Annotated in this window: 25 protein-coding genes; 14 read left to right on the top strand and 11 right to left on the bottom strand. The window is 65.9% G+C overall.

All coding sequences use genetic code 11. The features are described from left to right. Nucleotides 1-18: 18 nt before the first annotated feature. From PotMrB4_RS19500 to PotMrB4_RS19475, 6 genes are all read right to left on the bottom strand, one after another. Nucleotides 19-1,332 (bottom strand): sensor histidine kinase, encoded by a 1,314-nt coding sequence (locus PotMrB4_RS19500; RefSeq protein WP_172434254.1) that lies wholly within the window; start codon nucleotides 1,330-1,332, stop codon nucleotides 19-21. Between the two features lie 70 nt (nucleotides 1,333-1,402). Next, nucleotides 1,403-1,834, bottom strand: a complete 432-nt coding sequence (locus PotMrB4_RS19495) for a Spy/CpxP family protein refolding chaperone (protein ID WP_044408780.1) — start codon at nucleotides 1,832-1,834, stop codon at nucleotides 1,403-1,405. Nucleotides 1,835-1,957: 123 nt separating this feature from the next. After that, nucleotides 1,958-2,635, bottom strand: a complete 678-nt coding sequence (locus PotMrB4_RS19490; protein ID WP_107331700.1) for a response regulator transcription factor — start codon at nucleotides 2,633-2,635, stop codon at nucleotides 1,958-1,960. A 16-nt stretch (nucleotides 2,636-2,651) separates the two neighbouring features. After that, nucleotides 2,652-3,089, bottom strand: a complete 438-nt coding sequence (locus PotMrB4_RS19485) for a hypothetical protein (protein WP_172434253.1) — start codon at nucleotides 3,087-3,089, stop codon at nucleotides 2,652-2,654. Nucleotides 3,090-3,124: 35 nt separating this feature from the next. Then, nucleotides 3,125-3,424: a YciI family protein gene (locus PotMrB4_RS19480; RefSeq protein ID WP_044408772.1), complete on the bottom strand. Its 300-nt coding sequence runs from the start codon at nucleotides 3,422-3,424 to the stop codon at nucleotides 3,125-3,127. Nucleotides 3,425-3,432: 8 nt separating this feature from the next. Beyond that, nucleotides 3,433-4,023: a septation protein A gene (locus PotMrB4_RS19475; protein WP_044408769.1), complete on the bottom strand. Its 591-nt coding sequence runs from the start codon at nucleotides 4,021-4,023 to the stop codon at nucleotides 3,433-3,435. 66 nt (nucleotides 4,024-4,089) lie between these two features. On the opposite strand from PotMrB4_RS19475, the gene PotMrB4_RS19470 reads away from it, so the two are divergent. From PotMrB4_RS19470 to rluB, 6 genes are all read left to right on the top strand, one after another. Next, nucleotides 4,090-4,965, top strand: a complete 876-nt coding sequence (locus tag PotMrB4_RS19470; RefSeq protein ID WP_044408766.1) for a PHP domain-containing protein — start codon at nucleotides 4,090-4,092, stop codon at nucleotides 4,963-4,965. Nucleotides 4,966-4,978: 13 nt separating this feature from the next. After that, complete coding sequence (locus PotMrB4_RS19465) at nucleotides 4,979-5,614, top strand: L-threonylcarbamoyladenylate synthase (RefSeq protein WP_172434252.1); 636 nt, start codon at nucleotides 4,979-4,981, stop codon at nucleotides 5,612-5,614. Then, complete coding sequence (locus PotMrB4_RS19460; RefSeq protein ID WP_044408760.1) at nucleotides 5,611-6,432, top strand: segregation and condensation protein A; 822 nt, start codon at nucleotides 5,611-5,613, stop codon at nucleotides 6,430-6,432. The genes PotMrB4_RS19465 and PotMrB4_RS19460 overlap by 4 nt, the downstream gene beginning before the upstream one ends. Before the next feature lie 3 nt (nucleotides 6,433-6,435). Further along, nucleotides 6,436-7,239 (top strand): SMC-Scp complex subunit ScpB, encoded by an 804-nt coding sequence (gene scpB / locus PotMrB4_RS19455; protein ID WP_172434251.1) that lies wholly within the window; start codon nucleotides 6,436-6,438, stop codon nucleotides 7,237-7,239. A 9-nt stretch (nucleotides 7,240-7,248) separates the two neighbouring features. Beyond that, the gene (locus tag PotMrB4_RS19450) at nucleotides 7,249-7,428 is read left to right on the top strand and encodes a DUF1289 domain-containing protein (protein ID WP_044408754.1); all 180 of its coding nucleotides are present in this window, start codon (nucleotides 7,249-7,251) and stop codon (nucleotides 7,426-7,428) included. An 87-nt stretch (nucleotides 7,429-7,515) separates the two neighbouring features. Further along, nucleotides 7,516-8,811: a 23S rRNA pseudouridine(2605) synthase RluB gene (gene rluB, locus PotMrB4_RS19445; RefSeq protein ID WP_172434250.1), complete on the top strand. Its 1,296-nt coding sequence runs from the start codon at nucleotides 7,516-7,518 to the stop codon at nucleotides 8,809-8,811. Nucleotides 8,812-8,874: 63 nt separating this feature from the next. On the opposite strand, the gene PotMrB4_RS19440 is transcribed toward rluB, so the two are convergent. From PotMrB4_RS19440 to PotMrB4_RS19420, 5 genes are all read right to left on the bottom strand, one after another. Then, on the bottom strand, nucleotides 8,875-9,804 hold the full coding sequence (locus tag PotMrB4_RS19440; protein ID WP_172434249.1) for a GGDEF domain-containing protein: 930 nt from the start codon (nucleotides 9,802-9,804) through the stop codon (nucleotides 8,875-8,877). A gap of 242 nt (nucleotides 9,805-10,046) precedes the next feature. Further along, on the bottom strand, nucleotides 10,047-10,787 hold the full coding sequence (locus tag PotMrB4_RS19435) for a YciK family oxidoreductase (RefSeq protein ID WP_044408745.1): 741 nt from the start codon (nucleotides 10,785-10,787) through the stop codon (nucleotides 10,047-10,049). 87 nt (nucleotides 10,788-10,874) lie between these two features. After that, the gene (gene mupP / locus PotMrB4_RS19430; RefSeq protein WP_074970315.1) at nucleotides 10,875-11,546 is read right to left on the bottom strand and encodes an N-acetylmuramic acid 6-phosphate phosphatase MupP; all 672 of its coding nucleotides are present in this window, start codon (nucleotides 11,544-11,546) and stop codon (nucleotides 10,875-10,877) included. Between the two features lie 5 nt (nucleotides 11,547-11,551). Further along, nucleotides 11,552-12,250 (bottom strand): bifunctional 2-polyprenyl-6-hydroxyphenol methylase/3-demethylubiquinol 3-O-methyltransferase UbiG, encoded by a 699-nt coding sequence (ubiG, locus tag PotMrB4_RS19425; RefSeq protein ID WP_172434248.1) that lies wholly within the window; start codon nucleotides 12,248-12,250, stop codon nucleotides 11,552-11,554. A gap of 25 nt (nucleotides 12,251-12,275) precedes the next feature. Then, on the bottom strand, nucleotides 12,276-13,601 hold the full coding sequence (locus PotMrB4_RS19420) for a TRZ/ATZ family hydrolase (RefSeq protein WP_172434247.1): 1,326 nt from the start codon (nucleotides 13,599-13,601) through the stop codon (nucleotides 12,276-12,278). A 119-nt stretch (nucleotides 13,602-13,720) separates the two neighbouring features. Between PotMrB4_RS19420 and mtnA the strand changes: the two genes are divergently transcribed. From mtnA to rpsA, 8 genes are all read left to right on the top strand, one after another. Beyond that, nucleotides 13,721-14,797, top strand: coding sequence for an S-methyl-5-thioribose-1-phosphate isomerase (gene mtnA / locus PotMrB4_RS19415; protein ID WP_172434246.1), 1,077 nt, complete (start codon nucleotides 13,721-13,723; stop codon nucleotides 14,795-14,797). Between the two features lie 218 nt (nucleotides 14,798-15,015). Beyond that, nucleotides 15,016-17,778, top strand: a complete 2,763-nt coding sequence (gene gyrA, locus PotMrB4_RS19410; protein ID WP_172434245.1) for a DNA gyrase subunit A — start codon at nucleotides 15,016-15,018, stop codon at nucleotides 17,776-17,778. A gap of 95 nt (nucleotides 17,779-17,873) precedes the next feature. Continuing rightward, the gene (gene serC / locus PotMrB4_RS19405; RefSeq protein ID WP_172434244.1) at nucleotides 17,874-18,959 is read left to right on the top strand and encodes a 3-phosphoserine/phosphohydroxythreonine transaminase; all 1,086 of its coding nucleotides are present in this window, start codon (nucleotides 17,874-17,876) and stop codon (nucleotides 18,957-18,959) included. After that, nucleotides 18,959-20,053: a prephenate dehydratase gene (pheA, locus tag PotMrB4_RS19400; protein WP_044408729.1), complete on the top strand. Its 1,095-nt coding sequence runs from the start codon at nucleotides 18,959-18,961 to the stop codon at nucleotides 20,051-20,053. Before serC ends, pheA begins: the two co-directional genes overlap by 1 nt. An 87-nt stretch (nucleotides 20,054-20,140) precedes the next feature. Continuing rightward, nucleotides 20,141-21,253, top strand: a complete 1,113-nt coding sequence (gene hisC / locus PotMrB4_RS19395) for a histidinol-phosphate transaminase (protein WP_172434243.1) — start codon at nucleotides 20,141-20,143, stop codon at nucleotides 21,251-21,253. Nucleotides 21,254-21,257: 4 nt separating this feature from the next. After that, nucleotides 21,258-23,486, top strand: coding sequence for a bifunctional prephenate dehydrogenase/3-phosphoshikimate 1-carboxyvinyltransferase (locus tag PotMrB4_RS19390; RefSeq protein WP_172435125.1), 2,229 nt, complete (start codon nucleotides 21,258-21,260; stop codon nucleotides 23,484-23,486). Next, entirely contained in the window at nucleotides 23,486-24,169 is a 684-nt protein-coding gene (gene cmk / locus PotMrB4_RS19385; RefSeq protein WP_172434242.1) for a (d)CMP kinase, read from the top strand. The genes PotMrB4_RS19390 and cmk overlap by 1 nt, the downstream gene beginning before the upstream one ends. A 122-nt stretch (nucleotides 24,170-24,291) precedes the next feature. Next, on the top strand, nucleotides 24,292-25,971 hold the full coding sequence (gene rpsA / locus PotMrB4_RS19380; protein WP_074970331.1) for a 30S ribosomal protein S1: 1,680 nt from the start codon (nucleotides 24,292-24,294) through the stop codon (nucleotides 25,969-25,971). The last annotated feature ends 60 nt before the right edge of the window (nucleotides 25,972-26,031 follow it).

Here is a 26,031-nt window from a genome sequence, read left to right as displayed (position 1 = left end):
TGAAAACGTGGCAGCCGATCAAGCGGTCGGCAGCGACAGGGTGGCGATGAAGCCGCCCTGCGGGTGATTGGCCAGGGTCAGGATGCCGCCGTGGCGCTCCACGGCGCGACGGGCGATGGCCAGGCCCAGGCCATGCCCGGCGCCACTCTGGTTCGGCGCACGGAAGAAGGGCTCGCCCAGTTGGGCCAGGTGATCGGCGGCGACCCCGGGGCCGTGGTCGCGCACGCTGATCGTCACGTGCTGCGGTAATGCCTTCACCTCGATATCCACCGGTTGCCCGGCCGGGCTGAAGCGCAGCGCGTTGCGCAACAGGTTGTCCAGCGCACGTTCCAGCATGTCCGGCCAGCCCTGCAGGTGCGGTTCTCCTTCGCAGCGGATGCGCACCTCCTGCTCGGGTGCCAGCAGCCGGGCGTCTTCCCTGAGCTTTTCCAGTATCGGCCGCAGGACGATGGGATGGCGTGCGCCCGGCTCGGCGTCGAGGCGGGCAAGGGCGAGGATCTCGCTGATCAGCGCCTCCAGCCGGTCGCATTCCTGGGCCAGCCGTGGCCAGAGCCCTTCACGCTCCGCCGCCGGCGCCCGCTCGGCCAGGGCCAGCGCCACCCGCAGGCGGGCCAGGGGTGAGCGCAGTTCGTGGGAAACATCGCGCAGCAGCTGCCGCTGGCTGCCGATGAGCCCCTGGAGGCGTTGGCCCATGCGGTTGAAGTCACCGGCCAGCACGCCCAGTTCGTCCCGCCGCCGTGCCAGCCGGGCCAGGCTGTCCTGCTGGTAGGCGGTCTGCCCCAGGTCGTGCACGGCGCTGCGCAGGCGGCCGAGGGGGCGGGTGATGGAGAGGGTCAGCATCAGGCTGAACAGCGTCAGCACCACCAGGGCGATGCCCAGAGCGCTGAGGGGCCAGAGCAGGCTGCCACGGTGCCAGGCCTCCAGTTCCGGGAAGGGGATGCGGTAGATCAGCAGGAAGTTCTCGCCACTGCGGGGGCTGGTGTATTCCTCGGTGATGCGTCGCCACGGCAGGTGGCCGTCGTGCTGGCGCGCTTCGAAGGCGGCGGCGCGGGGCGGGAAGGTGCCGCGCACCACGGGCTGGCCGTTGTCGTTGAGGATCTGCACGTCGATGCGGGCGCGGCGCTTGAACTGTTCGAGGAAGCGCTGGGCCTCGCCACGGCCGTTGACCTCGTAGCGCTGCACCAGGCTCTCCGCCAGGCCCTGCAGGGCCGGGTGGCGGCTGAGGATCCACGCGTCCTGGTTCAGCGCACGGCCGAGCAGCAGGGAGAGGCCGGCGACCAGGGCCAGGGCCAGCCAGAAGGCGCCGAGGATGCGCCAGAACAGTGAACGCACGGGGTGCTCCTTTCAACGACGAAACCCACCCGGTGGAAGCCGGGTGGGTTCGATGACCGGTTCAGGTCGGTTACTGGGCCTTCTGGGCGCGCTGGGCTTTCCAGGCCTCGAATTCGGCGCGCTCGGCGCGGCGTTCGTCCATCTTCTTCACTTCGGCGTCGAAATCCTTCTGCTGCTCCGGGGTCAGCAGGGCGCGGATGTCGGCGCGGTTCTTGTCTTCGCTGGCCTTGATCTCGGCCTCCATGGCCTTGCGTTCCGCCTCGGGCAGCTTGTCCAGGTACTTGCGGGTGATGTCCTGGCGGGCCTTCATGCTTTCGCCCATCAGCTTGCCGACCTTCTGGCGCTGCTCGCGGGTCAGGTCCAGCTCCTTGAACAGGTGCGGGCCACCGTGGCCACCAGGGCCGCCGAAGCCCGGCTCGCCACGCGGGCCGCCTTCGGGCATGGCCATGGCGACGGTGGGCAGGGCGGCTGCGAACAGCAGGGCGGCGATAGTCTTGCGCATGGTCTGTCTCCTTGTCTCTTGAACCGGCCGGTTGCCGGATGAGCCCAGTCTAGGGAGCGCAAGGTCAAGGGCGGTCAGCCCTGGGTAAAGCTTCGGTAAAGGATCGTGCAGGCGGGGCGCAGGTCAGACGGCGTAGTAGTAGCCCCGGCTGCGCAGGGCGACGATGCGCGGGCGGCCGTCGGCGTGGGGGCCGAGCTTCTTGCGCAGGTTGCTGACGTGCATGTCCAGGCTGCGGTCGTACAGGGTCAGCTTGCGGCCCAGGGCCAATTGCGCCAGCTCCTGCTTGTCCAGCGGTTCGCCAGGCTGGCGCAGCAGGGCTTCCAGCAGACGGCCTTCGGAGAGGGTGAGGCTGACCTCGTGCCCGCCCACGCTGACCACGCCGCGAATCGGGCTATAGCACAGGTCGCCCAGCTCCAGCTGGCTGGACTGCGAGGGCCCCTGGCTGCGCCGCAGCACGGCGCGCAGGCGGGCGGTCAGCTCACGGGGGTCGCAGGGCTTGGCCAGGTAGTCGTCGGCGCCCAGTTCCAGGCCGAGGATGCGGTCCAGGGGTTCGCCCCGGGCCGACAGCATCACCACGGGCAGCTCGGGGTGGTCGCTGCGCAATTGCTTGAGCAGCTCCAGCCCGCTGCCGTCGGGTAGCATCACGTCCAGCACCACGGCGGCGGGGGTGTGGCCTGCCAGCGCGGCACGGGCGGAGATGCCGTCGTGGCACGCCCGGGCGCTGAAGCCTTCCTGGGAGAGCCAGCTGATCAGCAGCTCGCAGAGCTCCTGGTCATCATCGATAAGCAGCAGTTCGCTCATGTCGCGGGGGTCGTCTTCAGTTGATCCATTGGCGCGGCTGGCGGCGGCCGCCACGCAACAGGGCGCCGGCGAGCAAGGAGAACAGGCAGGCACCGCCGCCCACGGCGAACCACATCTGTTCCTCGCTGACGAGGGGCGGATTGCGGTTGGCCTGGGCTTCGCGCAGCTGCAGCTTGAGGCGCTGGTTTTCCTGGCGCAGGCGGGTCAGTTGCGCGCCGTCCTGCTCGCTGGCGTTGCCACGGTCGGCCAGTTGGGCGGCCAGGGCCTCACGCTGCCGCTCGCTCTCGGCCAGTCGCTGGGTCAGTTGGGCAAGCTCCGCCGCCAGCGGGTTCACCGCGGGCGCCGGCTCCACTGCCGGAGCAAGCGGTGGAGCTGAGGGCACAGGCTCTTCGGCATGGGCCAGGGCGGCGGACAGGGCGAAGGCGAACAGCAGGGGCAGCGGAACCTGGCGCATGAGCGGATTCCTTGGGGCTGGCGGCAACGCCGCGATCAGGGGAATACCTGCTTGAACGGCTTGACCACCACCTGGCCATAGACGCCTGCGAGGCGGAAGGGATCGGCCTCGGCCCAGGTCTGGGCGGCGCTCAGGGATTCGAACTCGGCGACCACCAGGCTGCCGGTGAAGCCGGCGCTGCCCGGGTCGTTGCTGTCCACCGCCGGGTGGGGGCCGGCCAGCACCAGGCGGCCTTCCGCCTTGAGCTGCTCCAGGCGGGCGAGGTGGGCGGGGCGGGAAGCCATGCGCTTCTCCAGGGAGTCGGCAACGTCGGTGGAAATGATCGCGTAGAGCATGGGAGTCCTTATTCTTGCGGTTTGTCCGGTTCGGAATCATGCATGTGGCGAGCCAGGAAGATGCCCTGGCCCACCAGGAACAATAGCGTCATGCCCAGGCTGCCGAAGACCTTGAAGTCCACCCAGATGGACTGGAAGGTGAAGGCCACGAACAGGTTGGCGAAGCCACAGACCAGGAAGAACACGATCCAGGCCAGGTTCAGGCGTACCCAGATCGGCTGCGGCAGGCTCACGGCATGGCCCATGATCCGCTGGATCAGCGGGCGGTCGCCGATGAAGTGGCTGGCGGCGAAGCCCAGGGCGAACAGCCAGTTGACCACCGGCGCCTTCCACTTGAGGAAGGTCTCGCTGTGGAAGGCCAGGGTCAGGCCGCCGAACACCAGGCAGGCCACCAGGGTCAGCCACTGGCCTTTCTCCAGGCGGCGCTGGCTGATGAACAGCGCGCCGTAGACCACCACGGAAGTGGCGATGAGCACGGCGGTGGCACTGAAGATACCGCCCAGCATGACGCTGTGGCCGGCGAGTTCGATGGCGCGGGGTTCGAGCTTGTAGACGATGAAGAAGAGAACGAGGGGGATGAAGTCGATGAATTGTTTCACGGCGGCAGCCAGAAGCGGGATGTGGCGGCATAATAACAAACCATTTCTCCAGCGAAAGCGCGCCTCATGCACATCGATCTGCACTGCCACAGCACAGCCTCCGACGGCGCCCTGGCGCCCGCCGCGCTGGTGGCGCGCGCCCACGAACGGGGTGTCCGGGTGCTGGCGCTGACCGATCACGACACCCTCGAAGGGCTGCCGGAGGCTCGCGCGGCCGCCGCTCGTCTGGACATGCAGCTGATCAACGGCGTGGAGCTGTCCTGCACCTGGGGTGGGGCGACCATCCATGTGCTTGGCTACGGCTTCCGCGACGATGCGCCAGCGCTTGCCGCCGCCATCGCGGACCTGCACCACGGGCGCTGGGCCCGCGCCGAGGAGATCGACCGGCGGCTGGCCGCCAAGGGCATGCCGGGCGCCCTGGAGGGGGCTCGGGCCATCCAGCGCGAGCTGGGCGACAGCGGCAATGCGCCGGCCCGCCCTCACTTCGCCGAGTTCCTGGTGCGCGCCGGGCATGTCCGCGACCGTGCCGAGGCGTTTCGCAAGTGGCTGGGGGCTGGCAAGCTCGGCGATGTGAAGCAGCACTGGCCGAGCCTGGCGGACGCAGTTTCGACCCTGCGGGCTGCCGGGGCGTGGATCAGCCTGGCGCATCCCTACCACTACGACTTCACTAGAACCAAGCGACGCAAGCTGGTTGCGGATTTCATCGGTGCCGGCGGCCACGCCATCGAAGTGGTCAACGGCATGCAACCGGCGGATCAGGTGGGGACGCTGACCATCCTGGCCCGCGAGTTCGGGCTGCTGGTTTCCGCCGGCAGCGACTTCCACGCCCCAGGCGACTGGTCGGAGCTGGGCATGTACCGACCGATTCCAGAGGACCTGCCGCCCCTCGCGGCACGTTTTGACCATGCACCCAGCCTCGGCAGCCTCAGCACGGCACATTGAACAGGGAGCCAACGTGAGCCAGTTCTTCCAGGTCCACCCGGAAAATCCGCAGGTCCGCCTGATCAAGCAGGCGGTGGAGATCGTCCGGGGCGGCGGCGTGATCGTCTACCCGACCGACTCCTCCTACGCCATCGGCTGTGCCATCGGCGAGAAGTCGGCGGTGGAGCGCATCCGTCGCCTGCGCCGACTGGACGACAAGCACAACTTCACCCTGGTCTGCCGCGACCTCTCCGAGCTCGGGCTGTTCGCCAAGGTCGACACGGCGGCGTTCCGCCTGCTCAAGGCCCATACACCCGGCCCCTACACCTTCATCCTCAACGCCACCCGCGAGGTGCCGAGGATGCTGATGCACCCGAAACGCCGCACCATCGGCCTGCGGGTGCCGGACCACCCCATCGCCCTGGCATTGCTGGCCGAACTGGGTGCGCCGCTGATGAGCGCGTCGCTCATCCTCCCCGGTGAGGCCCAGCCCATGAGCGACCCCTACGAGATGCGCCAGATGCTGGAGCACCACGTGGACCTGATCATCGACGGCGGCTACGGCGGCGTCGAAGCGTCCACCGTGGTGGACCTGTCCGAAGGCGAGCCGAGCATCTTCCGCGTCGGCTGTGGCGACCCCGCTCCGTTCCTGGCGGACGCCGGCGCGTGAGCGGCGAGCCGACGGGCGTCGACCCTCAGGCCGGCGCCCAGCAGGAGCTGCCGTTCGCGCTGGTGTATGGCCAGGCGGTCACTGAGCTTCCCGTCGACCTCTATATCCCGCCGGATGCCCTGGAAGTGTTCCTCGAAGCCTTCGAGGGCCCGCTGGACCTGCTGCTCTACCTCATCCGCAAGCAGAACATCGACATCCTCGACATTCCCGTGGCGGAGATCACCCGCCAGTACATGGGCTACGTCGAGCTGATGAAGTCGGTGCGCCTGGAGCTGGCGGCCGAGTACCTGGTGATGGCCGCGATGCTGGCCGAGATCAAGTCGCGCATGCTGTTGCCGCGTTCCGGCGAGAGCGAGGAGGAAGAGGAAGACCCCCGCGCCGAGCTGATCCGCCGCCTGCAGGAGTACGAGCGCTTCAAGCAGGCCGCCGAAGGCCTGGACACCCTGCCCCGGGTGGGGCGCGACCTCATCGTGCCGCGGGTGGATGCGCCCGAGGCGCGGGCCCGCAAGCTGCTGCCCGATGTGAGCCTGGAGGAAGTGCTGCTCTCCATGGCCGAGGTGCTGCGCCGGGCCGACATGTTCGAAAGCCACCAGGTCACCCGCGAGGCGCTGTCCACCCGCGAGCGTATGAGCGAGGTGCTGGAGCGCCTCAAGGGCGGCGGCTTCGTGCCCTTCGTCCAGCTGTTCGCGCCGGAAGAGGGGCGCCTGGGGGTGGTGGTCACCTTCATGGCCGTGCTCGAACTGATCAAGGAACAACTGGTTGAACTGGTGCAGAATGAGCCCTTCGCGCCCATCCATGTCCGTGCCCGAGCCGAGTGACCGATGAACCTCAACGACACCAAGGAGCTGGCTTCCCTGCTCGAAGCCTTTCTGCTGGCCGCGGGCAAGCCCCTGTCGCTGGAGCGGATCGCTGAGCTGTTCGAGGAAGCCGAACGCCCGGAGCTGTCGAAGATCCGCGACGCCCTCGCCGTGCTGGCCAAGTCCTGCAACGGCCGCGCCTTCGAGCTGAAGGAGGTTGCCTCGGGCTACCGCCTCCAGGTGCGCGAGCGTTTCGCCCCCTGGGTCGGACGCCTCTGGGAGGAGCGGCCGCAGCGCTATTCCCGGGCGCTGCTGGAGACACTGGCGCTGATCGCCTACCGGCAACCCATCACCCGGGGCGAGATCGAGGACATCCGTGGCGTCACGGTGAACAGCCAGATCGTCAAGACGTTGATGGAGCGGGAGTGGATCCGTGTCGTGGGCTACCGCGACGTGCCGGGCAAGCCGGCGATGTTCGCCACCACCAAGGCCTTCCTCGACCACTTCAACCTGCGCAACCTCGACGAACTGCCGCCCCTGGCTGCCTTGCGCGAACTGGAGCCGGAACCCGAGCTGGCCCTGGATGACGACGCGCCGGTGCCGGCCGACCTGCAGGCCCGCGCGGACGCGGCACTGGGCGAGGAGCCTGCCGGCGAGCCCCGCGAGGAAGTCAGCTTCCGCAGCCTGCTGGCCGAGCTGGACACCATGGAGGAGGGGCTCAAGACCGACTTCGACGACCTCCTGCCGCCTGACGACGAGCCCGCCCCGGCCGATGAGGCGGAGGATGAGGACACCCCCCTCGCCGACGAAGGCGAGACCCTGCACTGAGGTGACCTGATGAAGGACCCCTGCATCGGCGTCTGCCAGTTTTCCGACGATGTCTGCCGGGGCTGCGGCCGCACTCGCCGCGAGATCAAGGCCTGGAAGAAGCTGGACAAGGGCGAGCGCCTGGTGGTGCTGGCCGAAGCCGACCTGCGCTTGCTGGCGCTGCAGGCGACCGGCCGGCGCAAAGGCTGACGGCCCGGCCAGGTCTGGCTAGCCTCAGTGACTACCGCCGCGTATGATGCGCGACCTTTTTCGAGCGATACACCGGGAGGTGCCCAGATGAACGAAGACGATTACAGCCCCGCAGGGGAAAAGCTGCAGAAGGTCCTGGCCCGCATGGGGCTGGCCTCGCGCCGCGACATCGAGGCCTGGATCACCGAAGGCCGCGTCAAGGTCAACGGCGCTGCTGCCACCCTCGGCCAGCGGGTCGACAGCCATGACGCCATCAGCGTCGACGGCCGCCTGCTCAAGCGCGAGGAAGAGGCCGAGAGCGTCCGCCGCGTGCTGATCTACAACAAGCCCGAAGGCGAAGTCTGCACCCGCGACGACCCCGAAGGCCGCCCCACCGTTTTCGAGCGCCTGCCCCGCCTGCGTTCCGGTCGCTGGATCAACGTCGGCCGCCTGGACATCAACACCACCGGCCTGCTGCTGTTCACCACCGACGGTGAGCTGGCGAACCGGCTGATGCACCCCTCCTACGAGATGGACCGCGAGTACGCCGTGCGTGTGCGCGGTGAGGTCACCGAGGAGATGCTGGAGAACCTGAAGAACGGCGTGATGCTGGAAGACGGCCCGGCCAAGTTCACCGACATCCAGGAAGCTCCGGGCGGTGAAGGCTTCAACCACTGGTACCACTGCGTGGTGATGGAAGGCCGCAACCGCGAAGTGCGTCGCCTGTGGGAGTCCCAGGGCCTGGTGGTGAGCCGTCTGAAGCGTGTGCGCTTCGGCCCGGTGTTCATCACCTCCGACCTGACCATGGGACGCTGGCGCGAGATGGGCCAGCAGGAAGTGGACATCCTCAGCGAGGAAGTCGGCCTGCGCCCGGTGGCCCTGCCGGCCATGAAGGCCAAGTCCCGCGAGAAGCTGGAGCGCATGCAGCGCAAGTCCGCCAAGCCGGTGGCACCGCGCTCGCGTCCTGCCCGCAGCGAGGGGGACGAGCGTCCGACTCGTGCGCCCCGTGGCGAGAAAGCCGAGCGTCCGAGCCGTCCCCGTGGCGAAGGTGCGGAGCGCCCGGTGCGTTCGCCGCGTCCGGCCCGTGGTGAGGGTGATGAGCGTCCGGTACGCGCCCCGCGTGGCGAGAAGGCCGAGCGCCCGAGCCGTCCGCGTGGTGAAGGGGCTGAGCGTCCTGCTCGCGCGCCCCGTCCGGCTGGGCGTAGCGAGCCGCGTGGTACGCCGATCGCTGAGCGTCCGAAGGACTCCGGTCGCAAGCCGCAGCGCCCGGCCCGCCCCCAGGGTGATGCCGTGGAAGTGGCCGAGCGCCCGCAGCGCAAGCCCAAGCCGCAGCGTCCGGTGAGCCGCCGCAGTAATCCGCCGGCCGGCGAAGGCCAGCGCCCGGGCTTCGGTCGCAAGCGCTGATGCCGGGTTACAGGCAATGAAAAAGGGGCTCGATGAGCCCCTTTTTCATGTCCGTCGCCTGGATCAGCCCGCCATGGACAGGCGGTTGCGTCCGTCGCGCTTGGCGACATAGAGGGCGTTGTCGGCGCGGCGCAGCAGGCTCTGCACCGACTCGGCCGGCAGCAGCGTGGCGCAGCCCAGGCTGACGGACAGCTCGATCGGCCGGCCGGCCACCAGGTGCTGGATCTCCATCACGCTCAGGCGCAGGCGCTCGCCCACCATGGCAGCGGCCTCGCGGCAGGTGTTGGAGAGGAGGATGAGGAATTCTTCGCCACCGTAGCGGAACACCATGTCGACGTTGCGCAGGCGGCCTTTCAGGGTGGTGGCCACGGCCTTGAGCACTTCGTCGCCGGTGCCGTGGCCGTACTGGTCGTTGATGCGCTTGAAGTGGTCGATGTCCAGCATCAGCACCGACAGCGGCTGCTGGTTGCGGCGCGACAGGTCGACCTCGCGCTGCAGGGCCTGGTCCATGGCGATGCGGTTGCCGGTCTCGGTCAGCGGGTCGCGCAGGGCAGACTGCACGGCGGTGCGGTACAGCAGCGCGTTGCGCAGCGGGAACAGCAGGCAGGCCAGCAAGGATTCGAGCTGCGCCAGTTCGGTCTCTTCGAAGCGCTGGCGACGCCGGAACACCAGCTCGCCCAGGTACTCGCCCTCGTGTGTCAGGCGATAGCCGGCGGAGTGGGCGGCGCGCTCGCCGAACTCCAGGCGCAGGTCGCTGCCCTGGTGCGCGTAGGCCAGCGCATCCAGCGGTACCAGGCGCTGTACCTCGCGGAAGAAGCTGCCGAGGATGCGGTCCACTTCCAGGCTGGTCTGCAGTTGCAGGTTCAGCTGGCGGCGCAGCTCCAGCAGGGTGACCTGGCGCGGCGGCTGCAGCGGGGTGGGCGTGTTGTAGCCCAGGCGCTGGAGCTTGGCGGCATCGAAATCAATGGTGTTGGTGGGCGTGTGGGGAGCCATTTGGCGAAACCTCTGACGCTTCGAGCGACGACATCCGACCTAAGGCTATTTCCGTGCCAGGTTTCACATTCCCCGGTAAACCCCTTTTCTATCAGTCGCTTATGCGTTTCCGGGGCGGCGGGGTGGCAAGGCGTTGCCGGTTGTCTGACGGGCGAGATGGCAATTTGATGCCTGTTGCGGAGGGGCGCGCCGGTTTAATGGCAGGGCGATGGCAGCGGCCGGGCGGCCGCCGCCGGAAGGTCTTACTGTGCGTCGAATGCCTGGCCGTTGATGCCGGTGCTGTCCGCCCCCATGAGGTAGAGGTAGACCGGCATGATGGCCTCGGGTTCCGGGTTCTTGGCGGGGTTCTCGCCGGGGTAGGCGAGGGCGCGCATGCTGGTGCGGGTGGCGCCCGGGTTGACGCTGTTGGCGCGAACGTTGGCGATGCCGTCCAGCTCGTCGGCCAGGACCTGCATCAGGCCCTCGGTGGCGAACTTGGAGACGGCGTAGGCGCCCCAGTAGGCGCGACCCTTGCGCCCCACGCTGCTGGAGGTGAAGACCACCGAGGCGTCGCTGGATAGCTTGAGCACGGGCAGGAGGGTGCTGGTGAGCATGAACATGGCGTTGACGTTCACCTGCATGACGCGCATGAAGTTCTCGCCGGACAGTTGCTCGATGGGTGTACGCGGGCCGAGGATGGAGGCGTTGTGCAGCAGCCCGTCGAGGCGGCCGAATTCACGCTCCACCAGGGCGGCCAGTTCGTCGAACTGGTGCGGCTGGGCGGTCTCCAGGTTGAACGGGATGACGCCCGGCTGCGGGTGGCCGGCGGCTTCGATGGCGTCATACACCTCGTTGAGGTGGGATTCGGTCTTGCCCAGCAGCAGGACGGTGGCGCCATGGGCGGCGAAGGTCTTGGCGGCGGCGGCTCCGATGCCGCGTCCGGCGCCGGTCACGAGGATGACGCGGTCCTTCAGCAGGTCGGGGCGGGCGGAATACTGGAACATCGGGAACTCCTTCGAAGTGCTGTGGAGGCTCGCTTCAGGCAATGGGTAGGCGGTACATGGGGGCGCTGCGTGGCAGGCCCCCGCCGGTCAGCAGCTGCAGAGCGCGCGGTCGAGAACGGCGCGCAGCTCGAGCGGATGGTCGACCACCACGTCGGCTCCCCAGTGATGGGGGTTGTCGTCGGGGTGGATGTAGCCGTAGGTCACGGCGGCGGTGCGCGTCCCGGCGGCGCGACCGGATTCGATGTCACGCAAGTCGTCGCCGATGAACAGCACGCTGGCTGGCTCCAGCCCCAGCTGGCTGCAGGCGAGGTGGAGCATCTCCGGGTCGGGCTTGCTGTTGGTGACGTGGTCCGGGCAGATGAGCACGGCCGAGCGCTGGGCCAGGCCAAGCTGCTGCATGATCGGTTCGGCGAAGCGCACCGGCTTGTTGGTCACCACGCCCCAGATGAGCTTGGCGGCCTCGATATCGGCCAGCAGGGGCTCGATGCCGTCGAACGGACGGGTGAGCACGGCGCAGTGTTGCTGGTAGCGCTCGAGGAACTCCAGGCGAAGGGCTTCGAAGCCGGGGGCTTCGGGGTCCATCTCGAAGGTGGCGGCAACCATGGCGCGGGCGCCGCCGGAGACCACGTCACGGATCGATTTCTCGTCCTGTGGCGGCAGGCCGCGCTCGGTGCGCATGGCCTGGCAGATGGCGATGAAGTCCGGCGCCGAGTCGAGGAGGGTGCCGTCCATGTCGAAGAGAACCGCTCGCAGTCGCATGGTCGTCACTCCTCGCGCAGGGTCTGGACCATGTAGTTGACGTCGACGTCGTTGGCCAGCTTGTAGTGCTTGGTGAGCGGGTTGTAGGTCAGGCCGATGATGTCCTTCACGGCCAGGCCGGCGGCACGGCTCCAGGCGCCCAGCTCGGACGGGCGGATGAACTTCTTGAAGTCATGGGTGCCGCGCGGCAGCAGCTTCATGATGTATTCCGCGCCGACAATGGCGAACAGGTACGCCTTGGGGTTGCGGTTGATGGTGGAGAAGAACACCTGGCCGCCCGGCTTGACCAGGGTGTGGCAGGCGCGGATCACCGAAGCCGGGTCCGGCACGTGCTCGAGCATCTCCAGGCAGGTGACGACGTCGAACTGGCCGGGCATCTCGGCTGCCAGCTCCTCGGCGGTGATACGGCGGTATTCCACCGGGACGCCGGATTCCAGCTGGTGCAGCTGGGCCACCGCCAGGGGCGCTTCGCCCATGTCGATGCCGGTGACGGTGGCGCCACGCTGGGCCATGGCTTCGCTGAGGATGCCGCCGCCGCAGCCGACGTCCAGCACGCGCTTGCCGGCGAGCTGGACGCGCTCGTCGATCCAGTTGATCCGCAGGGGGTTGATGTCGTGCAGGGGCTTGAACTCGCTTTCGCGGTCCCACCAGCGGTGGGCGAGGGCCTCGAACTTGGCGATTTCGGCGTGATCGACGTTGCTCATGGTGAACACCTTTATCAAACGTAATTCAGTGACCGGCGATGCGCTGGCCCCATTGGCGGGCGGTGGCGATCAGGCGGTCTTCGTCCTGGCGTGTGAGGCGGCCGTCTTCCAGCAGCGGCTTGCCGTCCACCCACAGGTACCGGACGCGATCGCGCCCGGTGGCATAGATAAGTTGCGATACCGGGTCGTAGACCGGCTGCTGGGCCAGCCCGCTGAGGTCGACGGCGATCATGTCGGCGGCCTTGCCCAGTTCCAGGGAGCCTGTGTCCGCTTCCATGCCCAGCGCGCGGGCGCCGTTGAGGGTGGCCATGCGCAGGGCGCGGTGGGCGTCCAGGGCGGTGGCGGAGCCGGCGACGGCCTTGGCGAGCAGGGCGGCGGTGCGGGTTTCCCCCAGGAGGTCGAGGTCGTTGTTGCTGGCGGCGCCGTCGGTGCCGATGGCGACGTTGACGCCCGCGAGCCAGAGCCGCTCCACCGGGCAGAAACCGCTGGCCAGCTTGAGGTTGGATTCGGGGCAGTGGATGACGCTTGTGTTGCTTTCTACCAGCAGGGCCAGGTCGTCATCGCTGATCTGGGTCATGTGCACGGCCTGGAAGCGCGGGCCGAGCAGGCCGAGGCGGGCCAGGCGGGCCATGGGGCGCTCGCCGCGCTGCTCGAGGCTCTGCTGCACCTCGAAGGCGGTTTCCTGCACGTGCATGTGGATGCCGGCATCCAGTTCCTCGGCCAGCACCCGGATGTTCTCCAGCTTGTCGTCGCTGACGGTGTAGGGGGCGTGGGGGCCGAAGGCGACCTTCAGGCGGGGGTGGTGCTTGAGGTCGCTGAACAGCTCCAGGCCACGGCGCACGGCTTCGTTGGCGTCGTGGGCGCCGGGGATGGGGAAGTCCAGCACCGGGATGGTGATCTGCGCCTTGATGCCGGCGCCGTGCATGGCTTCGCTGGCCACCGAGGGGAAGAAGTACATGTCGGAGAAGCAGGTGATGCCGCCCTTGATCTGCTCGGCGATGGCCAGCTCGGTGCCGTCGCGGACGAAGTCCTCGTCGACCCAGCGGGCCTCGGCCGGCCAGATGTGCTTCTCCAGCCAGGTCATCAGCGGCAGGTCGTCGGCGATGCCGCGGAACAGCGACATGGCGGCGTGGCCGTGGGCATTCACCAGGCCGGGAGCCAGCAGCATGCCGGGCAGCTCGATGACCTCGCGGGCCGGATGGGCCAGGGCTTCCTCGCGCTTGGCGATCAGGGCGATGCGGCCGTCGCGCACCCCGAGGGCGTGGTGAGAAAGCACGACGCCGGCGGGCTCCACCGGGACGATCCAGGTGGGCAGCAGGAGCAGGTCGAGGGGGAGGCGGGCGTGGGGCATGGTGGCGCGTCCTGGGCGCGGAAAATATCGTGGGAGTATACCCGAATAGCCAAGCCAGACCGCCCCTGCATCGCTATAATCCGCGGTTTTTCGCGAAGTTGACTGGGGTGAGGTGTGGCATGCGTGAGCGACTGTTGGCAGCCGAGAAGGTCACGGCCATCGAGTGGCGGGACGGCGTCCTGCGGCTGATCGATCAACGGCTCCTGCCGCGCGAGGAAACCTGGCTGTCCTACGACTCCGCCGCGGGTGTGGCCCAGGCCATTCGTGACATGGTGGTGCGCGGTGCGCCGGCCATTGGCATCAGTGCGGCCTACGGCGTGGTGCTGGGTGCGCGTCAGCGGTTGGCGGCCGGTGGTGACTGGCGCCAGGCGCTGGAGGAGGACTTTGCGCTTCTGGCGGGCTCCCGCCCTACGGCGGTCAATCTGTTCTGGGCACTGAACCGCATGCGTGATCGCCTCGAGCGCCTGAAGGATGCGGAGGATCCGCTGGTGGTGCTGGAGGCCGAGGCCGTGGCGATCCATGAGAGTGATCGCGAGGCCAACCTGACCATGGCGCAATTGGGCATGGAGGTGATCCGGCGTCACCAGGGCGCGCCCCAGGCCCTTCTCACCCACTGCAATGCTGGTGCTCTGGCGACCGGTGGTTTCGGTACGGCCCTGGGGGTGATTCGTGCGGCTCATCTGGAAGGGCTGGTGGAGCGGGTCTATGCCGACGAGACCCGTCCCTGGTTGCAGGGCGCCCGTCTGACGGCCTGGGAGCTGGTGAATGAGGGCGTGCCGGTGCGCCTGAATGCCGATTCTGCGGCCGCGCACCTGATGAAGGTGGGTGGCATCACCTGGGTGATCGTCGGGGCGGATCGCATCACGGCCAATGGTGATGTGGCCAACAAGATCGGCACCTACCAGCTGGCTGTGTGTGCAATGCACCACGGCGTGCGTTTCATGGTGGTGGCGCCCAGCTCCACCATCGACATGGGACTGGAGAGCGGCGAGGACATCCCGATCGAGGAGCGTGCCGGTAGCGAGCTGCTGGAGGTGGGCGGGGTGCGCATCGCGGCGGATGTCGAGGCCGTCAATCCGGTATTCGACGTGACGCCGGCCGACCTGATCGATGTCATCGTGACCGAGCGCGGTATCGTCGAGCGTCCCGATGCCGAGAAAATGGCCCAGCTGATGTGCCGCAAGCGCCTGCACTGAGGCGTTTTGCCCACACCTGGCGGGGCTGCCTGCCGGGTGGGGATTGTGGTAATCTCCGCCAGTTCTAGCGCTTCCCTTCGCCGGGGCGGCTGCATCCACGCGACCCCGGCGTAACTCTTTGATTTTTCGTGTCGTCCTGGTGCTGGCCGGGCGGCGGATCCCGCCTCGTCCAGGATGGATGGCGCGGGGTTTCATCAGAAAAAGGAATCAGGCTTCTCATGGGTGAACTGGCCAAAGAAATCCTCCCGGTCAATATCGAAGACGAGCTGAAACAGTCCTACCTCGATTACGCGATGAGCGTGATCGTCGGTCGCGCCCTGCCGGACGCGCGTGACGGGTTGAAGCCGGTCCACCGTCGCGTCCTCTTTGCCATGAGCGAGCTGGGCAACGACTGGAACAAGCCCTACAAGAAGTCGGCCCGTGTGGTCGGCGACGTGATCGGTAAGTACCACCCCCACGGTGATACCGCCGTGTACGACACCATCGTGCGCATGGCCCAGCCTTTCTCCCTGCGCTACATGCTGGTGGACGGCCAGGGCAACTTCGGTTCGGTGGACGGCGATAACGCGGCCGCCATGCGTTACACCGAAGTGCGCATGGCCAAGCTGGCCCACGAGCTGCTGGCCGACCTGGACAAGGAAACCGTGGACTGGGTGCCCAACTACGACGGTACCGAGCAGATCCCGGCGGTCATGCCCACCAAGATCCCGAACCTGCTGGTCAACGGTTCCAGCGGTATCGCCGTGGGCATGGCGACCAACATCCCGCCCCACAACCTGGGCGAGGTCATCGACGGCTGCCTGGCGCTGATGGAGAACCCGGAGCTCTCCGTCGATGACCTGATGAAGTACATCCCGGGCCCCGACTTCCCCACCGCCGGCATCATCAACGGCCGTGCCGGGATCATCGAGGCCTACCGCACCGGTCGTGGCCGTATCTACATCCGTGCCCGCGCCGAGATCGAGGACATGGAGAAGGGCGGCGGTCGCCAGCAGATCGTCGTCACCGAGCTGCCTTACCAGCTGAACAAGGCGCGTCTGATCGAGAAGATCGCCGAGCTGGTCAAGGAGAAGAAGATCGAGGGCATCACCGAGCTGCGTGACGAGTCCGACAAGGACGGCATGCGCGTGGTGATCGAGCTGCGTCGTGGCGAAGTGGGCGAGGTGGTGCTGAACAACCTCTACGCCCAGACCCAGATGCAGAGCGTCTTCGGCATTAACGCCGTGGCGCTGGTGGATGGCCAGCCGCGCACGATGAACCTCAAGGACATGCTCGAGGTCTTCATCCGTCACCGCCGTGAAGTGGTGACCCGCCGTACCGTCTACGAGCTGCGCAAGGCGCGTGAACGTGGGCACATCCTCGAAGGCCAGGCCGTTGCGCTGTCCAACATCGACCCGGTGATCGAGCTGATCAAGGCCTCGCCGACCCCGGCCGAAGCCAAGGAACGCCTGATCGCCACCGCCTGGGAATCCAGTGCCGTGGAAGCCATGGTCGAGCGTGCCGGTGCCGATGCCTGCCGCCCCGAGGACCTGGAGCCGCAATACGGCCTGCGCGATGGCAAGTACTACCTGTCCCCCGAGCAGGCCCAGGCCATTCTCGAACTGCGCCTGCACCGCCTGACCGGCCTGGAGCACGAGAAGCTCCTGTCCGAGTACCAGGAAATCCTCAACCTGATCGGCGAGCTGATCCGCATCCTCACCAACCCCGAGCGCCTGATGGGAGTCATCCGCGAAGAGCTGGAGAAGGTGAAGGCCGAGTTCGGCGATGCCCGTCGCACTCAGATCGTTGCCTCCCAGGTCGACCTGACCATTGCTGACCTGATCACCGAGGAAGAGCGCGTCGTCACCATTTCCCATGGTGGCTACGCCAAGTCCCAGCCGCTGGCCGTCTACCAGGCCCAGCGCCGTGGTGGCAAGGGCAAGTCCGCCACGGGCGTGAAGGACGAGGACTACATCGAGCACCTGCTGGTCGCCAACAGCCATGCGACCCTGCTGCTGTTCTCCAGCAAGGGCAAGGTCTACTGGCTGCGCACCTTCGAGATTCCCGAGGCGTCCCGTACCGCGCGTGGTCGCCCGCTGGTGAATCTGCTGCCGCTGGATGAAGGCGAGCGCATCACCGCGATGCTCCAGATCGACCTGGAAGCGCTGCAGCAGAGCGGCAGCGACGAGGATCTGGACGAAGCCGATGGTGTGGTGATCGAGGGCGAAGTGGTCGAGCCGGAAGCCGCCAGCGAAGGCGCTGACGATGGCGAGACCGAGCTGGCCAACGACGAGCCCACCGGCGCCTACATCTTCATGGCCACCGCCTTCGGCACCGTGAAGAAGACCCCGCTGGTGCAATTCAGCCGTCCGCGCAGTGCCGGTCTGATCGCGCTGAAGCTGGAAGAGGGTGACACCCTGATCGCGGCGGCCATTACCGACGGCGCCAAGGAAGTCATGCTGTTCTCCGATGGCGGCAAGGTCATCCGCTTCAAGGAAAAACTCGTACGCATCATGGGCCGCAATGCCCGTGGCGTGCGCGGCATGCGCCTGCCGGAAGGCCAGCGCCTGATCTCCATGCTGATCCCGGAAGCCAATGCGCAGATCCTGACCGCCTCCGAACGCGGATACGGCAAGCGCACTCGCCTGGGTGAGTTCCCCCGCCGTGGGCGCGGTGGCCAGGGCGTCATTGCCATGGTTTCCAACGAGCGCAACGGCAAGCTGGTCGGCGCCATCCAGGTGCAGGACGGCGAGGAAATCATGCTGATCTCCGACCAGGGCACCCTGGTACGTACCCGCGTCGACGAAGTCTCCAGCTCCGGGCGTAACACCCAGGGCGTGACCCTGATCAAGCTCGCCAAGGATGAGACGCTGGTCGGGCTCGAACGTGTCCAGGAGCCTTCCGACGATGGCGAGGACGACGTGATCGAAGGCCACGATGAAGAGGCTGTGGCCGCGGTTGATGGCGTCGAGGGCGACGCCGAGCAGGCCGCTGACGAGTAAGTGTGGCAAGGGCGGGCCTTCGCCGGCCCGTCCGTTCGGTAGAAGAAAAACCTGCGAGGGCGCCAGTGCCCTCGCGCTACCCAGTGAGAATGGATGTGAGCAAGCGAGCCTATAACTTCTGCGCCGGCCCCGCCGCGCTTCCGGACGCTGTACTGCAACGTGCCCAGGCCGAACTCCTCGATTGGCAGGGCAAGGGCCTGTCCGTGATGGAGATGAGCCATCGCAGCGATGACTACGTGGCCATTGCCGAGAAGGCCGAGCAGGATCTTCGCGACCTCCTGTCCATTCCCTCCAATTACAAGGTGCTGTTCCTCCAGGGCGGCGCCAGCCAGCAGTTCGCCGAGATCCCGCTGAACCTGCTGCCCGAGAACGGCGTGGCCGACTACGTCGAGACCGGCATCTGGTCGAAGAAGAGCATTGAAGAGGCCAGCCGCTTCGGTCGCGTCAACGTCGCCGCCAGCGCCAAGGGCTACGACTATTTCGCCATTCCTGGCCAGAACGAGTGGCAGCTGTCCAAGGATGCGGCTTACCTGCACTACGCCTCCAACGAAACCATCGGCGGCCTGCAGTTCGACTGGATCCCAGAGGTTGGCGACGTACCGCTGGTGGTGGACATGTCGTCCGACATTCTTTCCCGCCCGCTGGACGTTTCCCGTTTCGGTCTGATCTATGCCGGCGCGCAGAAGAACATCGGTCCCAGCGGCCTGGTGGTGGTGATCGTGCGCGAGGACCTGCTGGGCCGTGCCCGTTCGTCCTGCCCGACCATGCTCAACTACAAGATCGCGGCCGATAACGGCTCCATGTACAACACGCCGGCGACCTTCTCCTGGTACCTCTCGGGCCTGGTGTTCGAGTGGCTGAAGGAGCAGGGCGGCGTCGAGGCCATGGAGGCACGCAACAAGGCCAAGAAGGACCTGCTCTATGGTTACATCGACAAGAGCGACTTCTACACCAACCCCATCGCGCACAATGCCCGCTCCTGGATGAACGTACCGTTCCGCCTGGCTGACGAGCGCCTGGACAAGGACTTTCTCGCCGGCGCTGACGCCCGTGGCCTGCTCAACCTCAAGGGTCATCGCTCCGTAGGCGGCATGCGTGCCTCCATCTACAACGCCGTGGGCCTGGATGCGGTCGAGGCCCTGGTGGCCTACATGGCGGAGTTCGAGAAGGAGCGCGCGTGATGTCCGACCAGGAACTGAAGGCCCTGCGTCTGCGCATCGACAGCCTTGACGAGAAGATCCTCGAGCTGATCAGCGAGCGCGCCCGCTGCGCCCAGGATGTGGCGCGGGTGAAGATGGCGTCCCTGCCGGAGGGCGAGAAGCCGGTCTTCTACCGTCCCGAGCGCGAGGCCTGGGTGCTCAAGCACATCATGGAGCGCAACCAGGGTCCGCTGGACAACGAGGAAATGGCGCGGCTGTTCCGCGAGATCATGTCCTCCTGCCTGGCCCTGGAGCAGCCCCTCAAGGTGGCGTACCTGGGGCCGGAAGGCACCTTCACCCAGGCGGCTGCCCTCAAGCATTTCGGCCATGCGGTGATCAGCTCGCCGATGGCCGCCATCGACGAGGTGTTCCGCGAGGTGGCTGCAGGTGCAGTCAACTTCGGTGTCGTGCCGGTGGAGAACTCCACCGAGGGTGCGGTCAACCACACCCTGGACAGCTTCCTTGAGCACGACATGGTGATCTGCGGTGAAGTTGAACTGCGCATCCACCATCACCTGCTGGTGGGGGAGAACACCAAGACCGACAACATCACCCGCATCTACTCCCACGCCCAGTCCCTGGCGCAGTGCCGCAAGTGGCTCGATGCTCACTACCCAAACGTCGAGCGCGTGGCGGTTTCGAGCAATGCCGATGCGGCCAAACGGGTGAAGAGCGAGTGGAACTCCGCCGCCATCGCCGGCGACATGGCGGCCAGTCTCTACGGCCTGACCAAGCTGTGCGAGAAGATCGAGGACCGCCCGGACAATTCCACGCGTTTCCTCATCATCGGCAGCCAGGAAGTGCCGCCCACCGGCGACGACAAGACCTCGGTCATCGTCTCCATGCGCAACAAGCCGGGGGCGCTCCACGAGCTGCTGGTGCCGTTCCACAACAACGGCATCGACCTGACCCGCATCGAGACCCGCCCGTCCCGCAGTGGCAAGTGGACCTACGTTTTCTTCATCGACTTCGTGGGCCACCACCGCGATCCGCTGATCAAGGACGTGCTGGAGAAGATCAACCAGGAGGCCGTGGCACTGAAGGTGCTCGGTTCCTATCCCAAAGCGGTTCTCTGAATCGACGGTCACAGGCCGCAAGCCTCTTGCTGAACAGAACCGGCGCGTGGCTTCCGGCTTGTGGTCCAAAGCTTGAGGCGTGCAGCTATGTCCTGTGACTTCCTTGCCCTTGCCCAGCCGGGCGTGCAGAAACTTTCACCCTATGTGCCCGGCAAGCCGGTGGATGAGTTGGCCCGCGAGCTCGACCTCGACCCGTCCGGCATCGTCAAGCTGGCCAGTAACGAGAATCCGCTCGGCCCGAGCCCCAAGGCTCTCGAGGCCATTCGTGCCGAGCTGGCCGAGCTGACCCGCTACCCCGATGGCAACGGCTTCGAGCTGAAGCGCCGCCTGGCCGAACGCTGCGGCGTCACGCAGGCCCAGGTGACCCTCGGCAATGGCTCCAACGACATTCTCGATCTCGTGGCCCGGGCCTACCTGGCGCCTGGCTTGAATGCGGTGTTCAGCGAGTACGCTTTTGCCGTCTATCCCATCGCCACCCAGGCCGTGGGTGCTGTCGGCAAGGTGGTTCCGGCCCGGGATTTTGGTCATGACCTGCCGGCCATGCTGGCGGCCATCGACGCCAATACCCGCGTCGTCTTCATCGCTAACCCCAACAACCCCACCGGTACCTGGTTCGGCCCTGCTGCCCTGGAGAGCTTCCTCGCCCAGGTGCCGGAAAACGTTCTGGTGGTGTTGGACGAGGCCTACATCGAGTATGCCGAGGGTGACGAGTTGCCCGATGGCCTCGATTACCTGGCGCGCTACCCGAACCTGCTGGTCTCGCGGACGTTCTCCAAGGCCTATGGCCTGGCGTCCCTGCGGGTCGGCTACGGTCTTTCCAGTGCCCAGGTGGCCGATGTGCTGAACCGCGTGCGTCAGCCCTTCAACGTCAACAGCCTGGCCCTGGCAGCGGCCTGCGCAGCGCTGGACGATGCTGATTACCTTGCTGAAAGCCGCCGCATCAACGATGCCGGGATGCTTCAGTTGGAAGAGGGGTTCCGCGCCCTGGGTCTGACGTGGATTCCTTCCAAGGGCAACTTCATCGCAGTCGACTTCGGTCGTGACGCTGCCCCCGTCAATGCCGCCTTGCTGCGCGAGGGTGTGATCCTTCGTCCGGTGGGTGGCTATGGCATGCCCACCTTCTTGCGTGTCTCCATCGGCCTGCCGGCGGAAAACGCCCGTTGCCTGGAGGCGCTGGCCAAGGTGCTCGCCCGTGCCTGATGTCATGACCCTGCAACGGGGTGGTCCTATCTTCGGGCGCCTGGTGGTGATCGGGCTCGGTCTCATTGGCGGGTCTTTCGCCAAGGGTTTGCGCGAGAAGGGTGTGTTCGCCGAGGTGGTGGGCGTGGACAAGGATCCGGAGTCCTGCCGCATCGCCGTCGAGACGGGGGTGGTGGATCGCTGCGAGAGCGATCTGGATGCCGCCTGTCGCGGGGCTGAGGTGATCCAGCTGGCGGTGCCGATACTGGCCATGGAGAAGCTGCTTGGGCAATTGGCCGCGCTTGACCTTGGAAAGGCCGTGCTGACCGATGTGGGAAGTGCCAAGGGCAATGTGGTGCGCGCTGCACGCTTGGCGTTCGGCCAGATGCCGGCGCGTTTCGTCCCCGGTCACCCCATCGCGGGTTCGGAGAAGAGCGGGGTGGAAGCGGCCAATTCGGGTTTGTTCCGTCGTCACAAGGTGATCCTCACGCCGGCAGAGAATACCGACCCGGCAGCCCTGGAGCAGGTCGACCAGCTTTGGCGGGCCTTGGGCGCCGATGTCGAGCACATGGATGTCGAGCACCACGACGAGGTGCTCGCTGCGACCAGCCATCTGCCGCACCTGCTGGCGTTTGGCCTGGTCGACTCGCTCGGCAAGCGCAGCGAGAACCTGGAAATTTTCCGTTACGCCGCTGGTGGCTTCCGTGATTTCACGCGGATCGCCGGCAGTGACCCGGTGATGTGGCACGACATCTTCCTCGCTAATCGCGAGGCCGTGCTGCGGATCCTGGACGTATTTCGCGCCGACCTCGACGCGCTGCGCGCTGCGGTCGACGCTGGGGATGGGCATGAGTTGCTGGGCGTGTTCACCCGCGCCCGCTTCGCCCGCGAGCATTTCAGCAAAATCCTGGCCCGCAGGGCCTATGTGGACGCCATGCACAATAACGATCTGATCTACCTTGCCCAGCCCGGTGGCCAAATTTCCGGCCGTATTCGCGTTCCTGGCGACAAATCCATCTCCCATCGGTCGATCATGCTCGGCTCCCTGGCCGAAGGAACCACCGAGGTGGAAGGCTTCCTCGAAGGTGAGGACGCCCTGGCGACGCTGCAGACCTTCCGTGACATGGGCGTCGTCATCGAAGGCCCTCATCATGGTCGTGTGACCATCCATGGTGTTGGCCTCCATGGTCTCAAACCGCCGCCGGGTCCTCTCTACCTGGGTAACTCCGGCACTTCCATGCGTCTGCTCAGCGGTCTGCTGGCGGCCCAGCCGTTCGACACCACCCTGACCGGTGATGCCTCTCTCTCCAAGCGCCCGATGAATCGCGTGGCCAAGCCGCTCCGCGAAATGGGGGCGGTGATCGAAACCGGCCCTGAGGGGCGCCCGCCGCTGACCATCCGCGGTGGCCAGCGCCTGACCGGGATGAGCTACGACATGCCCATGGCCAGCGCCCAGGTGAAGTCCTGCCTGCTGCTTGCCGGCCTGTATGCCGCCGGGGAGACCGCGGTTACCGAGCCGGCTCCTACCCGTGATCACACCGAACGCATGCTCCAGGGCTTTGGCTACCCGGTGAGGGTGGAGGGCAATACCGCGAGCGTCGAGAGCGGTCACAAGCTCACGGCTTGCAAGATCGAGGTGCCTGCCGACATTTCCTCGGCTGCCTTCTTCCTAGTGGCGGCGAGCATCGCCGAAGGTTCCGAGCTGCTGCTCGAGCATGTCGGTATCAACCCGACCCGTACCGGAGTGATCGATATCCTCAAGTTGATGGGCGGCGACATCACTCTGGAGAACCAGCGTGTGGTAGGTGGAGAACCGGTTGCCGACATCCGCGTTCGGGCTGCCAAGCTCAAGGGCATTGATATTCCCGAAGACCTGGTGCCCTTGGCCATCGATGAGTTCCCGGTGCTCTTCGTCGCAGCTGCCTGCGCAGAGGGACGTACCGTGCTACGTGGTGCGGAAGAGTTGCGGGTCAAGGAGTCCGACCGTATCCAGGTCATGGCCGATGGCCTGCAGACCCTGGGCGTGAAAGCGGAGCCGACTCCCGACGGCATCGTCATCGAGGGTGGCCCGATGGGCGGTGGTGAAGTCTGGGCGCATGGCGACCACCGGATCGCCATGTCCTTCACGGTGGCGTCGCTCCGCGCCAGGGCTCCGATCCGAATCCATGACTGTGCGAACGTGGCGACCTCCTTCCCGAACTTCCTGGGGTTGTCTTCGCAGGTCGGAATCCGCGTAGCGGAAGAGGGCAAGTGATGAGTGGCGTACCTGTCATAACCGTCGACGGACCAGGAGGATCCGGCAAAGGCACCCTGTGTGGCTTGCTGGCCAGGCGCCTGGGCTGGAACCTGCTCGATTCGGGCGCGCTCTACCGCCTCTTAGCATTTGCCGCGCGCAACCACGGTGTCGACCTCACCAATGAGGAAGCGCTGACGGTTCTGGCGGCTCATCTGGACGTGCAGTTTCTTTCCGCAGCGGATGGCAGTGAGCGCATCGTGCTCGAAGGCGAGGATGTGTCCAATGTGATTCGAACCGAGGTGGTAGGGGCGGGCGCTTCCCAGGTGGCTGCCTTGCCGGCGGTTCGCGATGCGCTGCTGGAACGCCAGCGTGCGTTCAGTGAGTCCCCCGGCCTTGTTGCGGACGGGCGTGATATGGGAACCGTCGTATTTCCCGACGCGCCACTCAAGATATTCCTGACTGCAAGCGCCGAGGAGCGGGCGCGACGCCGTTATCTCCAGTTGAAGGGCAAAGGCGAGGATGTTAATCTGCCGAGTCTACTTGACGAGATAATCGCACGTGACGAGCGTGATACGCAGCGTGCGGTGGCTCCGCTTAAGCCGGCGCCCGATGCGATCCTGCTGGATTCCACCGATCTCTCGATCGAGCAGGTGCTGGAACGTATTCTCAGTGAGGTCGCAATTCGCGATCTCGCCGGGTAACCCAGAGAGGCATGCGGGAAGACCAGTCTAAAGCCCCGCAAGACTCTTTTTATATGAACAAACCCACATTGTCTGGAGTGTGGCTTTGGGCGAATCCTCGCCCTTGATCAACAGGAATCAACATGAGCGAAAGCTTTGCAGAACTTTTTGAAGAAAGCCTGAAATCCCTCGACATGCAGCCCGGTGCGATCATCACCGGCATCGTGGTCGACATCGATGGTGACTGGGTCACCGTCCATGCCGGCCTGAAGTCCGAGGGTGTCATCCCGGTCGAGCAGTTCTACAACGAGCAGGGCGAGCTGACCATCAAGGTCGGTGACGAAGTGCACGTTGCGCTTGATGCTGTGGAAGACGGCTTCGGCGAAACCAAGCTGTCTCGCGAGAAAGCCAAGCGCGCCGAGTCTTGGATTGTTCTGGAAGCGGCTTTCGCTGCCGAAGAAGTAGTCAAGGGCGTTATCAACGGCAAGGTCAAAGGTGGCTTCACTGTCGACGTCAATGGCATCCGTGCATTCCTGCCGGGTTCCCTGGTCGACGTGCGTCCGGTGCGTGATACCACTCACCTGGAAGGCAAAGAGCTCGAGTTCAAGGTCATCAAGCTGGATCAGAAGCGCAACAACGTTGTCGTTTCTCGTCGTAGCGTCCTCGAAGCCGAGAACAGCGCCGAGCGCGAAGCGCTGCTGGAATCCCTGCAGGAAGGCCAGCAAGTCAAGGGTATCGTCAAGAACCTCACCGACTACGGTGCGTTCGTTGATCTGGGCGGCGTAGATGGCCTGCTGCACATCACCGACATGGCGTGGAAGCGCATCAAGCATCCGTCCGAGATCGTCAACGTTGGTGACGAGATCGACGTCAAGGTCCTGAAGTTCGACCGCGAGCGCAATCGCGTTTCCCTGGGGCTGAAGCAACTGGGCGAAGATCCGTGGGTTGCCATCAAGGCTCGTTACCCGGAAGGCACCCGTGTCATGGCTCGCGTCACCAACCTGACCGACTACGGCTGCTTTGCCGAGCTGGAAGAGGGCGTGGAAGGCCTGGTGCACGTGTCCGAGATGGATTGGACCAACAAGAACATCCACCCGTCCAAGGTCGTTCAGGTCGGCGACGAAGTGGAAGTTCAGGTCCTGGATATCGACGAAGAGCGTCGTCGTATCTCCCTGGGTATCAAGCAGTGCAAATCCAACCCGTGGGAAGACTTCTCCAGTCGCTTCAACAAGGGCGACAAGATTTCCGGCACCATCAAGTCGATTACCGATTTCGGTATCTTCATCGGTCTGGAGGGTGGTATCGACGGCCTGGTTCACCTCTCCGACATCTCCTGGAACGAAGTGGGCGAAGAAGCCGTACGCCGCTTCAAGAAGGGCGACGAGCTGGAAACCGTTATTCTCTCCGTTGATCCGGAGCGCGAGCGCATCTCTCTGGGCATCAAGCAGCTGGAAGACGATCCGTTCTCCAACTACGCATCCCTGAACGAGAAGGGCAGCATCGTGCGTGGCACCGTCAAGGAAGTTGACGCCAAAGGCGCTGTGATTTCCCTTGGCAACGATATCGAAGGCATCCTGAAAGCCTCCGAAATCAGCCGCGATCGCGTTGAAGATGCTCGCAACGTGCTGAAGGAAGGCGAAGAAGTCGAAGCCAAGATCATCAGCATCGACCGTAAGAGCCGCGTCATCAGCCTGTCCATCAAGTCGAAGGACGTGGACGACGAGAAAGACGCAATGAAGGAACTGCGTAAGCAGGAATCCGAAAGCACCGGTCCGACCACCATTGGTGATCTGATTCGTGCACAGATGGAGAGCCAGGGTTAAGTCCTGATTTCCCCAGCAAAAAAGGCGGCCTAGGCCGCCTTTTTTGTTGGGTTACTTTTG

This window comes from Metapseudomonas otitidis, assembly GCF_011397855.1.
In the GTDB taxonomy this organism is placed as follows: domain Bacteria; phylum Pseudomonadota; class Gammaproteobacteria; order Pseudomonadales; family Pseudomonadaceae; genus Metapseudomonas; species Metapseudomonas otitidis.
Note: the sequence above shows the minus strand (reverse complement) of the source record. Positions and strands in the feature narration are given on the sequence as shown.